General features: G+C 73.3%; 3 protein-coding genes. 1 reads left to right on the top strand and 2 read right to left on the bottom strand.

Features of this window, described 5'->3' with window-relative positions; translation table 11 throughout:
- Window positions 1-32: 32 nt before the first annotated feature.
- Together WMF45_RS01420 and WMF45_RS01415 are read right to left on the bottom strand one after the other, a co-directional pair.
- Window positions 33-1,025, bottom strand: coding sequence for an aminotransferase class IV (locus WMF45_RS01420; protein WP_437715185.1), 993 nt, complete (start codon window positions 1,023-1,025; stop codon window positions 33-35).
- Window positions 1,026-1,039: 14 nt separating this feature from the next.
- Complete coding sequence (locus WMF45_RS01415; RefSeq protein WP_437715184.1) at window positions 1,040-12,193, bottom strand: tetratricopeptide repeat protein; 11,154 nt, start codon at window positions 12,191-12,193, stop codon at window positions 1,040-1,042.
- Window positions 12,194-12,517: 324 nt separating this feature from the next.
- Here WMF45_RS01415 and WMF45_RS01410 point away from each other — a divergent pair, with 324 nt between their 5' ends.
- A complete protein-coding gene (locus WMF45_RS01410) occupies window positions 12,518-13,408 on the top strand; it encodes a 3-hydroxyacyl-CoA dehydrogenase family protein (RefSeq protein ID WP_437715183.1) in 891 nt (296 codons plus the stop codon).
- Window positions 13,409-13,663 lie beyond the last annotated feature (255 nt).

The following is a 13,663-nucleotide window of genomic DNA, read 5'->3' as shown; positions in this document are numbered from 1 at the left end:
ATTTCGACGCTGTCGAGTCGGCCGCAGCGGGCTCAGGGCGTCTCCCACGGGAGGGGCATCGCACCAGCACCCACCCTCCTGCGGAAAGCCGCGTGCAGTGCCCGGGTCTTCGGGCCGGGGACACCCGCGCCGATCGTGTGGGCGTCCACGCGAACGACCGGGACGATCTCCCGGATGCTCGAGGTGATGAACACCTCCTCGGCGGCGAGGAGCCGGGCCATCGTCACCGGCTCGCAGCACACCGGCATGCCGAGCTCGCCCGCGACGTGCATCACGTGGGCCCGGGTGATGCCGACGAGGATCCCCGCCTCCTTGGGCGGCGTGATCAGCAGGTGCCCCGGGTCCTCCGCGCCCTCGAGCGCCGCGGGCCTCCGCTCGACAAGGAAGACGTTGGACGTCGTGCCCTCGACGACATGACCTGACGGGTCGAGGATCAGCGCCTCGTGCGCCCCCGCGGCCCGCGCCTCGCGCAGGGCGAGCAGGCTCTCGAGGTAGTTCGAGACCTTCGCGCCGGGCGCCGCGTCGCCGGCCCGCTGGGTGCAGATCGTGATGACCGAGATCCCCTCGCGGTAGAGCCCGCCCGGCAGCGGCTTCAGCGGCTCGACGAGGATGACGCGGAGAGGCGCGCCCGCGAGCGAGGGATCGAGCCCGAGCGGACCGCTGCCGCGCGTCAGCATCACGCGGAGCGTGCTCTCGAGCGGCGCGGCCGAGCCCGCTGCGGACGCCGAGCCCTGGGCGCCCGCCGCACCCGCCGTGGCCCCGGCGCTCCCGGCCGCCGTCGCTGCCCGGAGCAGCGCGACGACCTCGCGGCCGAGCTCGTCGCGCGGGATCGGCAGGGCGACCGCGATCCGCTCGGCCGAGCGCTCCAGGCGGGCGAGGTGCTCTTCCAGAGCGAACGGCTCGCCGCCGTAGGTGCGGATGGTCTCGAAGACGCTATCGCCGTAGAGGAAGCCGCGGTCGTAGACCGAGACCCTGGCCTCCTCCGGCCGGTGGATGACACCATCGATGCTGACTAGCCGCGTCACGCGGCGAGATTACGTCACTTCTTGAGCTGCGCCAGGAGCTCCTTCGCCGGGGCGAAGTCGCGCTCGTTGTCGAGCGCGCGCTCCAGCATCTGGATCGCCTTCTTGTCGTCGTTCTGACGGTGGCTGATCACGCCGAGGTAATAGAAGACCTCGCCCTTGCTGATCGGCGCGCCCTCGTCGAGCTTCTGGAGGAGCAGGGCGCGGAAGGTCTTCTGCGCGCGATCGATGTGCGCCGCCTTCGCCGCGTCGTCACCCGACTCCGACAGATCGAGCGCCAGCACCCCGAGGTCGCGGAGGATGGCGATCGAGCCCGGGTCGATCTTGAAGGCGATGTCGAGCTCGGCGAGCGCCCGCTCCCGCTGCCCCTCGGCCAGGTAGGCCTTGGCGAGGCGGTGGTGGATCGCGGCGAGATCCTTCGAGCGGCGGCCGCCGTAGGACTCGACGATCTGCTGGAGCGCCTCGGCGGCCTTCTGGCCGCGGCCCGAGGCGCTGTACGCGTCGCACAGCGCGAGCAGGAGCTCGCGGTCGCCCGGCACGAGCTCGGTGGCCTTGACCAGGAGGTCCGCCGCGCGGCCGGGATCGTCCCGCTTCGCGAGGTGGATGCCGGCCGCCTTGCGGTAGAGCGCCACCTTCTCGGCCGGCTGCGCGGCCGCCTCGGCGTCGCCGGTGATGAGATCGGCGAGCTCCGTGAAGGCCTGCTGCTTCTCGTAGAGGGCGAGGAGCTGCTTCCTGATCTCCTGCGCCGACCCGTCCGCCGCGAGCCCCCGCTCGAGCACGCGCCGCACCGCGCCCTCGTCGCCGAGGGACCGGTGCAGATCCGCGAGCCGGAGCGCCGTGGCCACCGCCTCCGCGGCGCGGGCGTCCTCGAGGATCACCTCGAGCCGCTGCGCCGCCTCGGCCTTCTCCCCGCGCTGCTCGTGCAGGCGCGCCAGCGCGAGGAGCGCGCCGTGGTGGCGCGGCTCGCGCTCGAGGACCGCGCGGTAGGTCTCGATCGCCCGCGCCGTGTCGTTCAGCCGCGCCTCGTACACCTCGCCGAGGCGCACGCTGTACGAGAGCTCCGCCGCGACGTCGCCGCGGTCCTTCGCGCGCTCGATCTGCGTGACGAACAGGTCCGACAGCTCCTGATCGCGGCCGGTCTTCTCGAGCAGCTGCGCGAGCAGGACCGTCGCCTTCTCGTTGTCGGGCTGCTCATCGAGGACCGCGCGCAGGTGCTCGGTCGCCTCGCTCACGGCGTCGAGCCGCGAGAGGCAGATCTCCGCGCTCTCGAGGCGCAGCGCCGAGCGGGCCTCGGGCGACTCCGCCAGGTCGGTGAGCCGCTCGAGCAGCGCGAGCAGCTCCTTGTGCTTGCCGGCCTTCGCGTAGAGCTCGCGCAGCGCGGTCGCGGCGCGCGCGTCGCCCGGATCCGCCTCGAAGAGCGTCTCGTAGAGCTCGATCGCCGCCGCGTCGTCGCCGAGCTTCTCGCGCGCGACCGCCGCGGCGGCGTGCCGCGCGTCGCGGATGCGATCGGCCTCGGCGTAGAGCTCGGACTGGCGCACGAGCAGCCGGAAGACTTCCTTGTGGTCGCCCGCCTCCTCCCGCACCTTCGTGAGCTCGGCGAGCGCCCAGGTGTCCCCCTCGTCCGCGGCGATCATCTCGCGCAGGATCGCCTCGACGAGCTCCCGGTCGCCCAGCGCGCGCTCCGCCAGCTCCTTCGCCTCGCGGCGCAGCTCGCCGGCGCTCCCCTCCATGCCGTCGAGGGCGGCGATCCGGCGCAGCGTGCCGATGAGGTCGCGCTCGCGCCCCGGCGCCCGCTGCAGCTCCTCGATCGACCGAAGGATGTGCTCGCTCGTGGCGTCGTGCGTGAGCGCCGCCTCGTACGCCGCCTCGGCGGCCTTGGCGTCGCCCACCTTGTTCTTCTGCCACTCGGCGATGCGCATCCAGAGATCGCGCGCCGTGTCGCCGTCGAGCTCGGTCCCGGCCCGCACCGCCCGCTCCAGCGCGGAGGCGGCGCTCGCCCAGCCGCCCGTCAGCGGGGCGAGGCGCTCGATCTCGCCGAGCACGTCCGGGTCCGACGGGTCGTCGGCGAGCGCCTTCTCGAGGGTCTCCAGCGCCGCCCTCGGGTCGTTCGAGCGCACCTCGAGCACCTTCGCCAGGTCGAGGCGCATGCGGATCCGCTCCGCGCCGCCCGGCGCGAAGCGGATGCGCTTCTCGTAGAGGCGCGCCAGCGCGGCGTTGTCGCCCCGCGTCCGGTAGACGCCCTCGAGCGCCTCGGCCGCCTCGTCGAAGAGCGCCGGGTCCTCGGTGAGCGCCTCGATCGCGCCGCTCGCCCGCTCGTGATCGACCGCGCGATCGAGCGCCTGCCGCAGGGTGTTCAGGCCCTGGGGCTTGTCGCCGAACGACCCGATCTGGATCACCGCGAGCCGGTAGAAGAGATCCGCCTGGTCGCGATCGCCGGGCGTGACCGCGACGCGGCGCTCGAGCACGTCCGCGAGCGACCGCTCGTCGGCGAGGCGGCCGTAGAGCCGGTCCAGCGCCTCGAGGAGCTCGGGCGTGTCGCCGGCGTGCTCGACGGCCTTCGCGTAGGCCTGGGCGCTGCGCCGGTCGTCGCCGAGCTTCTCCTCGGCGATGCGGCCGATCCGCAGGAACAGGTCCTTCGCGATCGTCGCGTCGAACGTCGCCGCGGCGCGCTGCGCGAGCGCGTCGCAGTAGCGGCCGAAGCCGTCCGTGCGCTCCGCGAGCCGCTCGATCTCGCCGTGCAGCGACGCGTCGTCCGGCGCGTCCTCCAGCGCGCGGAGCAGCGCCTGCTCCGCCTCGAGCGGGCGGCCGAGCTGCACGTCCTGAACGAGGGCGATCGCCCGGAGGGTCGCCGCCCTGTCGCTCGGCTCGGTCTGCGCGCGCAGGCGCAGCTCGAGCGCGGCAGCGAGCTCCTCGTGGCGGCCGGCCGCGCGGAGGACGGGCTCGAGCACCTCGGCGGCGTCGAGCCGCAGCTCCTCCCGGCCCTCGCCGATGGCGCGGACCGCCTGGATCGCGTGGTCGTTCACCGCGTCCTCGTCGAGGACGAGCCGGTACTGCTCGATCGCGTCGCTCGGGCTCTCCAGCTCCCCCGCGTAGAGGTCGCCGATCGCCGTTCGCAGCTTGATGCGCGCGCCCCTGTCCGCGGCCGCGCTCGCCTGGAGCATCAGGTTCGACAGGAGCTCGTCCCACATCCGCTCGGCCCGGTAGAGCCGCTCCAGCGAGGACAGCACCGCCGGATCGCCCTGCTTCGCCTCGAGCGCCGCGTTGAGCGCCGCGATCGCGTCGCGCGGGCTCGAGAGATCCCGCTCGTAGCGCTCGGCGGCGCGCACGTTGAGGTCGTAGCGCAGCTCCTCCTCGTCGGGGCCCGCGAGCTCGACGCGCCGGCCGTAGAGCTCCACGAGGCGGCTCGCGGCGCCGCGCGGCTCGTGCAGCTCGATGAGGGCGTCGATCGTCATCGCGCTCTCGGGATCGAGCTCGAGCGCCCGCTCGTACGCCTGGATGGCGCCCTCCGTGTCCTCGAGCATCTCGAGCTTGGTCTCGGCGATGCGCCGGCAGATCGAGGCGTTCTCCTCGTCCGACGCCATCTCGCTCTTCTTCTCGAGGACGGAGATGAGCGTGTCCCAGTCGCTGAGCAGCACGGCCAGGGTGTCCATCTGCTCGAGCGGCTCGGGATCGCTCGGGTCGAGCGCGGACAGCCGCGCGTAGGCGCGGAGCGCCCGGCGCGGGTCGTCGATGCGCGTATCGTAGACCTTGGCCAGGGACGAGAGCAGCTCGCGCTTCGTGAGCTCGTCCGACGTGGTGGTCACGCCCGCCTCGAGGCTGTCCGCGAGCTCCTCCCAGGCGCCGAGCTGCTCGGCGAGCCGCTCGAGCTCGCCGCGCGTCTCGCCGTCGTCCGGATCGAGGCCGAACGCCGTCCGCGTCGCGTCGAAGGCGCGCAGCTCGTCGTTGCCGCGCGTCTCCCAGAGCTTCGCCGTCTCCCGGAGCACCGCGACCTTCTCGCGCGCGTCCGAGGCGAGGCCGAACCGCTCGTCGTTGAGCCGGACGAGCTGCCGCCAGTCGTCCGCCCCCTCGTAGAGCGGGCCGAGGATCTCGACGACCCGCGCCTTGTGTTGCGGGTCCTGGATGAGCGCCTCGAGCGCCCGGATCGCCTCGGCGTGCGAGGGCACCTCGCCGACGATCGCCTCGAGCTGATCGATCGCGCCCGAGGTGTCCTCGAGCCGCGTGCGCAAGAGCGCGGCGAGCGCGAGCCGGTAGGGCGCCGCCCGCTCGCCGTTCGGGGCCGCCTCGGCCCGGCGCAGGTAGAGGTCGGCGAGGTCGCGCGGCCGGTCGAGCTCGCGGTAGAGCTCCGTCAGCGCGTCGAGCGCCCGGGCGTCGTTCTCGTCGACGTCGAGCGCCGCGCGGTACGTCTCGATCGCGAGCGCGGGCTCGCGGAGCTCCGTCCGCTCCAGGCGCGCGATCGTGTGGAGGGCGTCGAGCCGGTCGTCGTCCTTCCGGTAGTCGAGCGCCGCGCGGTAGAGCTGGATGCGCTCGGCGTGGCGCCCTTCCTTGACGAGCAGCCCGTCGATCGCGTCGAACAGCTCGCGCGAGTCCGGCTCGAACTCGTGCGCGCGCCGGTACCACCGCAGCGCGTCGGCCACGTCGCCGAGCTGGGCGTAGAGCTCGCCGGTGCGCCGGCTGAGCTTCGCGCTCGACGCGTCGTCCGAGGTGAGCTCCCCGAGCTCCGCCGCGTAGATCTCCGCGAGCCGCCGCTCGGCGCTCGCCACCTTCGCGAGCCGCTCGAGCTCCGCCCAGACCCCCTCGTCGGTGAGGTCCTCGTGGAGGAGCTTCGCCACCGTCTCGAGCGCCGCGCGGTAATCCTCGAGCTGCTCCTCGTGCAGCGTCGCGAGCCGCTGCAGCAGATCGCGGCGCTCGACCGGGTCCTGGCTCGCGGCGAGGCGCGCGTCGAGCGCGATCTTCACCCGGTTCCAGTCCGCCCGGCGCAGGTACACCGGCTCGAGCATCTCGCCGGCGCGCGCCCTGTGCTCCGCCTCGGCCGAGCCCTCGAGGATCGCCTCGAGCAGCGAGACCGCGCCCTCGTGCGCCGGATCGATGAGCAGCGCCTCGGAGAGCTCGTCGAACGCGCGCTGCAGGTCCTCGGTGTGCCGGTGAGCGACGAGCGCGATCTTGACGTGCAGCTCGGCGAGGTCGCCCGCGCGCACGTCGAGCTGCCGCTCGTAGAGCCGGATGAGGTCCTGGAAGCGCCCCGCCTCGCGGTACAGGCCGTCCAGCGCCGCGATCGCGTCCGGGTGGAGCGCGATGTCGAGGATCGTCTCGTAGGTCGCGATCGCGCTGGCCTGGTCCCCGAGCGGGCCCCGCTCGAGCTCGGCGATCCGGAAGAGCAGCCCCGTCTTCTCCTCGTCGCTCTCGGCGTTCTCGACCCGGAGCTTCAGGATCTCGAGCAGCCGCCCGGCGTCGCGCGCCTCGCCGTAGAGCTCCTCCAGCGCGATCATCGCCCGCCGGTCGTCCCCGCGGGCCTCGAGCGCCTTCTTGTACTGCTCGACCGCGAGCTCGCGGTCGTCGAGCTTGCGCCGCGCGAGCTCGCCGACCCGCAGCCGCACGTTCTGCTGCACGTCGCCGTCGAGGATGTCCGGCGCGATGCGCTGGAACAGCTCGCACACCTCGGACCAGCGCCCGGTGGCCTCGCCGAGCCGCTCGACAGTGGCGATCCACGTCGTCACCTCGGGCTCACCCGCCGCCTCCCGCACGCCGCGGAGCGCGTAGCCGAACGCCCGCGACGTGTCGCCGAGCGGCCCCTCCGCCGTGCGCAGCGACTTCTGCAGGGTGGCGAGCCGCTCGCTCGGGAGATCCGAGGTCTCGACCTTGATCTCCAGGACCCGGAGCAGGCGCTCGGCGTCGCCGTCCGCCTCGTAGAGCGGCTCGAGCGTCTCGGCCGCGTCGCGCCGCGCGTCCTCGCGCTCGAGCATCGCCTCGAGCGCCGCGCGGCAGCGCGCGTTCGACGGATCGAGCGAGAGCGCCTGGCGGTACGCCTCGAGCGCCCCCGTCGCGTCGGCCTGGTGCAGCCGCCGCACGTCGCCGAGCCGCGCCAGCAGATCGAGCCGGGCGGGCGTCTCCACCGCGAGGGACAGATCCACCTCCAGCGTCTCGGCGAGGTCGACCCAGCGCTCGTCGAGCTCGTAGAGCTCCTCGAGGGCCGCGAGCGTCGGGCGCTCGGGGCCGAACTCGTCGAGCACCGCGCGCCACGCGTTGATCGCCTCGGGCACGTCGGCGAGCTTCTGCGCGAGCGTCTCGGCCGCCTTCGTCATCGCGCGCCGCCGCTCCTCCGGCTCCGTCGTCGACTGCTCCCGCGCCCGGAGCACGGAGACGAGCTCCCGCCACTGCGACGTCCGCTCGTAGAGCCGCTCGAGCGCCGCGAGCGCCGCCACGTCGGCGCCGTCGTCGCCGAGCCGCGCCTGCCAGGCCTCGATGGCCTTGGCCGGATCGTCCAGCACCGTCTCGTGCAGGGTCCCGATGCGCTCGTAGAGCGAGCGCCGCGTCTCGACGTTCTCCTCGAGGCGCACCTCGATCGCGAGCACGCCCGCGAGCGCCTGGTGCTGCTCCTTCGCGGCGTAGATGCGGCCGAGCGCCTGCGCCGCCGGGATCACCAGCGTCGGATCGGTCGGATCGATGGCGAGCACGCGCCGGTAGACCTTCTCGGCCCGGTCGGCGTCGCCGAGGAGGTCCTCGCAGATCCTCGCGACTTCCATCAGGATTTCGCCGCGGATGGTCGCCGTCCCGCACGCGTCCGCGGCCGCCGTGAGCACCTCGGCGACCTGCTCGTGCTCGCCGAGGCGCCGGCCGATCTCGATGAGCCGCTCGCGCGCCGCGAGGTCCTCCGGCTCGAGCGGCAGGAGCTCCGACAGGCTGGCGAACGCGCCCGCGTCGTCCCTGAGCCGCTCGTCCTGGAGCACGCTCACCCGGCGGAGCAGCTCGCGCCGCTCCGACTCGGTCTCGGCGCCCTGGCGCCGGATCTCGAGGACCCGCACGAGCTGCCGGATCTCGTCCCGCGCCTCGTACACCGCCTCGAGCACGCGCGCCGCCCGGAGCCGGAGCGCCCCGATGTCGAGCAGCCGCTCGACGAGCTCGCGCGCCTTCGGGTCGTTCTGGCGGATCCGCAGCACGTCCTCGAGGTGCCCGAGCGACCCCTCGGGCTCGTGCAGCCGGTCGAGGTAGATGCTGCCGAGCGACAGCTTGATCTCGACGCTCTCGGCCTCGGTCGCCGTCTTCAGGCGCTGCTCGAGGAGCGCCGCGAGGTCGCGGAAGCGGCCCTCGCGCTCGTAGAGCTTCTCGAGCGAGTCGAGCGCCGCCGTGTAGAACGGATCGAGCTCGAGGATGCGCTCGTAGTAGCCGATCGCCTTGGCGGCATCGCCGATGATCTCCTCGGCGATGAGCGCCACCTCGTTGAGCAGCTCGATGCGCTCGCTCTGGTCCGTCGTGCCCTTCGCGGCGCGATCGTAGAGCTCCTCGAGCTCGCCCCACCGCTCGGCCGCCGTCAGGATCTGCTTCAGCCGCTCGAACGCGCGGTGGTTGTTCGGGTCGAGGCTCAGCACCCGCTCCAGGTAGGGCTTCGCGCCCTCCGGATCGCCGAGCTGCTCGTCGTGGAGGCTCGCCGCGCGCTCGCAGAGCTCGACCTCCACGGAGCTGCCGAGCACCTTGTCGCCCTCGGTGCGGCCCGCGACGAGGTGCACGCGGTACGCCTCCGCCAGGTCGGTCGGGCGGCCGGCGCGCCGCGACAGCTCGGCGGCGCGATCCCAGAGCTCGATGTCGTCCGAGAACTCGTGCAGCGCCCGGAGGAGCGCGTCGAACGCCGTCCCGGCCGCGTGCAGCTTCGTCTCCTCGACGCTCGCGAGCGTGAGGTAGAGCTCCCGCCGCCGCGCCGGATCCCGCTCCGACTCGAGGATGACCCGGAGCGCCATGGCCTCGCGCCGGTGGTTGCCCGTCTCGGCGTACTCGACGGCGAGCACCTTGGCCGCGCGCACGCGCGTCTCCGGGCGCTCGACGAGCCGCGAGAGGACGGCGATCGCGTCCGGGTCGTGCGCCGCCAGATCGAGCGCGCGCACCGCCGCCTCGAACGCGTCCGCAGGCCGATCCAGCCGGTCCAGGTAGAGCGTCGCGAGCTCGATCTCGCGGCGCGCCCGCTCGTCGCCCTCGCTGACGTCGCGGTGCGTGGCCACGATCACGGACGCCGCCTCGTACTCGCCCGCGGCGTTCAGGAGGCGCGAGAGCACCCGCAGCGCGTTGATGCGCCCGGGCGCCAGCGCGATGACCTTGCGCAGGAGCTCGATCGCCTTCGCCGGGTCGCCGAAGACCTCCTCCTCGAGCGTCGCCCACTCCTCCAGGATCTCGGCGCGGTCCTCGCCCCCGACCTGGCTCGCCCTGAGCTCGAACAGCCAGCGCAGATCGGCCTGCCGCTCGTTCGCCCGGAGGAGCGCGTCGAGCGCCCGCACCGTATCGTCGTCGGACGGGTCGTCCTCGACGAGGCCGCGGTAAACGGTCACCGCCTCGTCGAGCTTGCCCATCTCGCGCGCGTACACCTCGGCGAGCTTCAGCCGCAGCGTGCGCTGCACGTCGGTCGCGAGGTCCTCCGCCGTCCGGAGCCGGCCCTCGACCGCCTCGACGAACGGCCCCCACGAGCCCGCCGCCCGCGACCAGGCCTCGAGCAGATCGAGCCCCTCGTCGTCCGGCTTCAGCTCGTAAGCGCGGCGCGCGTAGCCGAGCGCGCTCGGCTTGTCCGAGAGCGGCCCGCCCGTCACCGCCGCGAGCTTGCGCAGCATGCCGACCTGCGCCTCGGCGTCGTCGGTCGCGTCGAGGAGGATCTCGTAGAGCGCCGGCAGCCGGGCCCACTTCTCCTCCTCCTCGTAGATCGGCACGAGCGCCGCCGCGGCGCGCGCGTCCTTCGGCGAGACGCTGAGCACGCGCTCGTACGAGCGCGCCGCGCGCTCGGGCGCCTTGAGCTGCTCCTCGAAGATCCGGGCCGCGCGGAAGGAGATGTCGAGCTTCGTGCCCGGATCGGTCGCCTTGTCCGCCGCGCCCGACAGGAAGTCGACGAGGCCCTCCCAGTCGTTCTGCGAGGCGTAGAGCTCCTCGAGCCCGTCCCAGTCGCCCGCCGTGAAGTACGCGTCGCGCAGCACACGGAGCGCGCGCGCGTGCCCCGGGGAGAGCGTGAGCACGCGCCGCCACGTCCGCGCCGCCTGGGCCGGATCCTTGAGGCGCTCGGCGTACACCGCCCCGAGCTTCTGCAGCGAGACGAGCCGCGCGGCGTCGTCGGGCGCGAGGTCGACGCGGCGCTCGAGCACCTCGGCGACCGTGCCGAAGTCCTTCTCGCGCTCGGCCTGCTTCTCCAGCGCGTCGAGCACCCCGGGGGCGCTCGGGTCGAGCTCGAGGATCCGCTTCTGCAGCGCGATCGCGTCCGCGCCGCGGTCGAGCCGCTCGGCGGCGAGCTTGGCCATCTCGCCGAGGAGCTCGATCTTCGCGGCGCCCTCGGCGCCCTCGAGCTTGCGCTCGTAGAGCGAGTAGAGCTGCGGCCAGGCGCGCCGCTTCAGGTAGAGCTCGCGGAGCTTCTGCTGCGCCTCCTCGTCGATCGGCTCGACCGTGAGCAGCGCCTCGTACGCCGCGATGGCGTTCTGGACGTTGGAGAACTGGTCGAACCAGCGCCGCGCGACAGCGCGGTAGAGCCCCGCCTTCTCGGCGGGGCTCTCGGTGAGCTCGGCGAGGCGCTGCTGGTACGAGAGCAGGTCGCGCCAGCGCCCGAGCGACTCGTAGATGCGGGTCAGCTCCCGGACGGCGTCGACGTCCTTGTCGTCGAGCTGGACGATCTGGGTGAGGACCGTGACGAGGGCCGCGTCGTTCTTGGCGCGATCGCGGTAGATCCCGGCGATGTCGCGGAGCACCGCGACCCTGCCGGCGACGTCGTCGGCGGGCGTGCGCTCCAGGTCCTGCCGGTGGAGCTCGACGAGGGCGTTGTACCCCTCGGTCTGCAGGTAGAGGCGCTTCAGCGCGTCGCGCGCCTGGCGGTTCTCCGGGTCGGTCCGGAGCACGGACTTGTACTGCTCGATCGCCTTGGCGGCGTTCTCCTGCGACTCGGCGAGCCGCGCGAGCTCCGTGGCGATGGCGCGCTTCTCGGGGCCGTCGGGCACGGCGCGCTGCGCGTCCGTGAGGATCGTCGTGAGCCGCGGCTTGTCGCCGCGCTGCTCGAGGACCTCGCGGTAGAAGTTGAGCATCCCGGCGTGCGCGGGGTCGGCGCGGCGCACGCGGTCGAAATAGGGCTCGGCCGCCTGGGGCTGGCCGCGCATGCGCCAGTGGACCATGGCGATCTGCACGAGCATGCCGAGCTCCTCGCCGGGCTTCACGCCGCCGCTGCGGAGCTGGTCCTCGTAGAGGGCGACGAGGCGGTCCCAGTCGCCCGCGGCGGAGTAGGCCTCGGTCAGGAACGAGAGCGCCTCGGGCTGGCCGGGCGAGAGGTCGAGCAGCTCCTCGTACGCCGCGACGGTGCGGGCCGGATCGCTCACGCGGGCCTTGGCGGTGCGCGCGGCGCGGAGGGCCGCCGCGACGCGGTCCTCCTTGAGCTGGGCCTCGGCCTTGACGAGCGACTGGACGCGGACGACGGCGTCCCAGTCCCCCGCGGAGGAGAAGGCGATCTCGGCGAGGTTGGCCGCGCGGAGGTTCTTCGGGTCGAGCATGAGGGCGAGCTCGATGAGCTCGGCCACCCTGGCGCCGAGCTCGGCGCGGCCGTAGCGGTAGCCGATGTCGGCCGCGCTCGTGTAGAGCGCGCTCTTGAAGGCGCCGTCGGTCGCGCCCTCGGCCTCGGCCACGTACCGGTCCACGAGGTCGCGCCACCGCTCGCGCTTCGAGGCGTCGGTCTCGAGCGCCTCGGCCGCGGCGTCGTCGTCGGGGCGCAGCTCGAGCAGCCGCTTGTACGCGGCCGCCGCGCGGTCGACGTCGATGAGCTCCTCGTGGTAGACGCGGGCGAGCTCGGCCTGCATCGCGGGCTCGACGGCGCTGCCTGCGGCGAGGGCGATCTCCAGCTCGAGGAGGCGGGCCACGGCCTGCCATTCCTTCCGCTGCTCGTGCCGCCCGCGCGCCGCGCCGAGCAGGCGCTCGACGTCCCCGGGGCCCGCGCCGTTGTTCGGAGCAGTCACGGCCTCCGCGAGCTCGTTCCAGGCTGCCTCGTTTTCGGGCTCATCCTGCAGACGCCCAAGGGCCATCCGAATCGTCTCAACGCTCATCGTCTCTCCGCGGACCTCGCGAATTCGGTCCGGTCCGTTCACGGGCCGGGCGAAGATAGCCGGGCGGACGACACGGTTTCAAGGTTCCTCGCCCCCGCGGGCCTGGAAGGGCGGGCGGAGCTTTCGCGCGCTTCTGCTTCTGTGGCGCGGGGACGTCCGAGCGGGCGGGCCGTCGGGCCGTCGGGCCGCGGCGAGGGCGGTTCACCGCGCTCTCGGCTTCGGCTATCAACCGCGGCCATGGAAGCTACGACGATCAAGCGCTTCGGGGTGATCGGCGCGGGTCAGATGGGGCGAGGCATCGCCCAGGTCGCCGCGGCCGCGGGCCTCGAGGTGGTCCTGTGCGACGTCTCGAGGGCGCTGGCGGAGTCGGGCAAGGCCCAGATCGCCGCCATTCTCGCGAAGCAGGTGGAGAAGGGCAAGCTGGCCGCGGAGGCGCGGGAGGCGCTCCTCGGCCGCGTCGCGGTGGCCGACGGGATGGGGGGCCTGGCCGGGGTCGACCTGGCCGTGGAGGCGGTGACCGAGAACTTCGAGGTGAAGAGCGGGATCTTCAAGCTCGCCGACGCGGCGCTGCCGAAGGGGGCGATCCTGGCGTCGAACACGTCGTCCATCTCGATCACGCGGCTGGCGGCGGTGACCGGCCGGCCTGAGCTGGTCATCGGGATGCACTTCATGAACCCGGTGCCGCTGATGAAGCTTGTCGAGCTCGTCCGTGGGGTCCAGACGTCGGACGCGACGTACGAGGCCGTCCGGGCGCTCTCGGTCGGGCTCGGCAAGACGGTGATCACCTCGAAGGACCAGCCCGGGTTCATCGTGAACCGGATGCTGATCCCCTTCCTCAACGAGGCGTGCTTCGCGCTCCAGGAGGGGCTGTCCACGCCGGAGGACATCGACGCGGGGGCGCGGCTCGGGCTGAACCACCCGATGGGGCCGCTCGAGCTCGCCGATTTGATCGGGCTCGATACGGTGCTGTCGATCGCGGAGGTGCTGCACCGGGAGTTCGGGGACTCGAAGTACAGGGCGGCCACGTTGCTCAGGAACCTGGTGGCTGCGGGGTGGTACGGGAAGAAGAGCGGGCGGGGGTTCTACGTGTACGACGAGAAGGGGCAGAAGAGCGGGCGGGCGGTGTAGGCGGCTGCTGCGGAGCCAGGGAGGGAGGGGGCGCCGCGCGGGGGGCCGGCGGGGGCCCCTCCCACGAACTCGCGCCTTTTGGGGGGCCATGGCCGGCTGAACGGCGGGGCCGATCTGAGAGGGCGCCGCGCGGAGCGGGCCGGCGCTCGGGTTCGTGGGGCCCTACCCCGCCGGCCCCCCGCGCGGCACCCCCTCCCTCCCTGGCTCTCTCCAGGAGGGATGACGACGGGGGAGCGACGACGGTGGCCGCGCGAG

It is taken from the genome of Sorangium sp. So ce448, assembly GCF_051520915.1.
Lineage (GTDB): Bacteria > Myxococcota_A > Polyangia > Polyangiales > Polyangiaceae > Sorangium > Sorangium cellulosum_B.
The sequence above is the reverse complement of the archived record's forward strand: the minus strand, read 5'-3'. Positions and strand labels throughout refer to the sequence as shown.

Excerpts from the sequence above, each read along its gene's own strand:
- WMF45_RS01410 (WP_437715183.1), top strand. The coding sequence starts at position 12,518 with ATGGAAGCTACGACGATCAAGCGCTTCGGGGTGATCGGCGCGGGTCAG.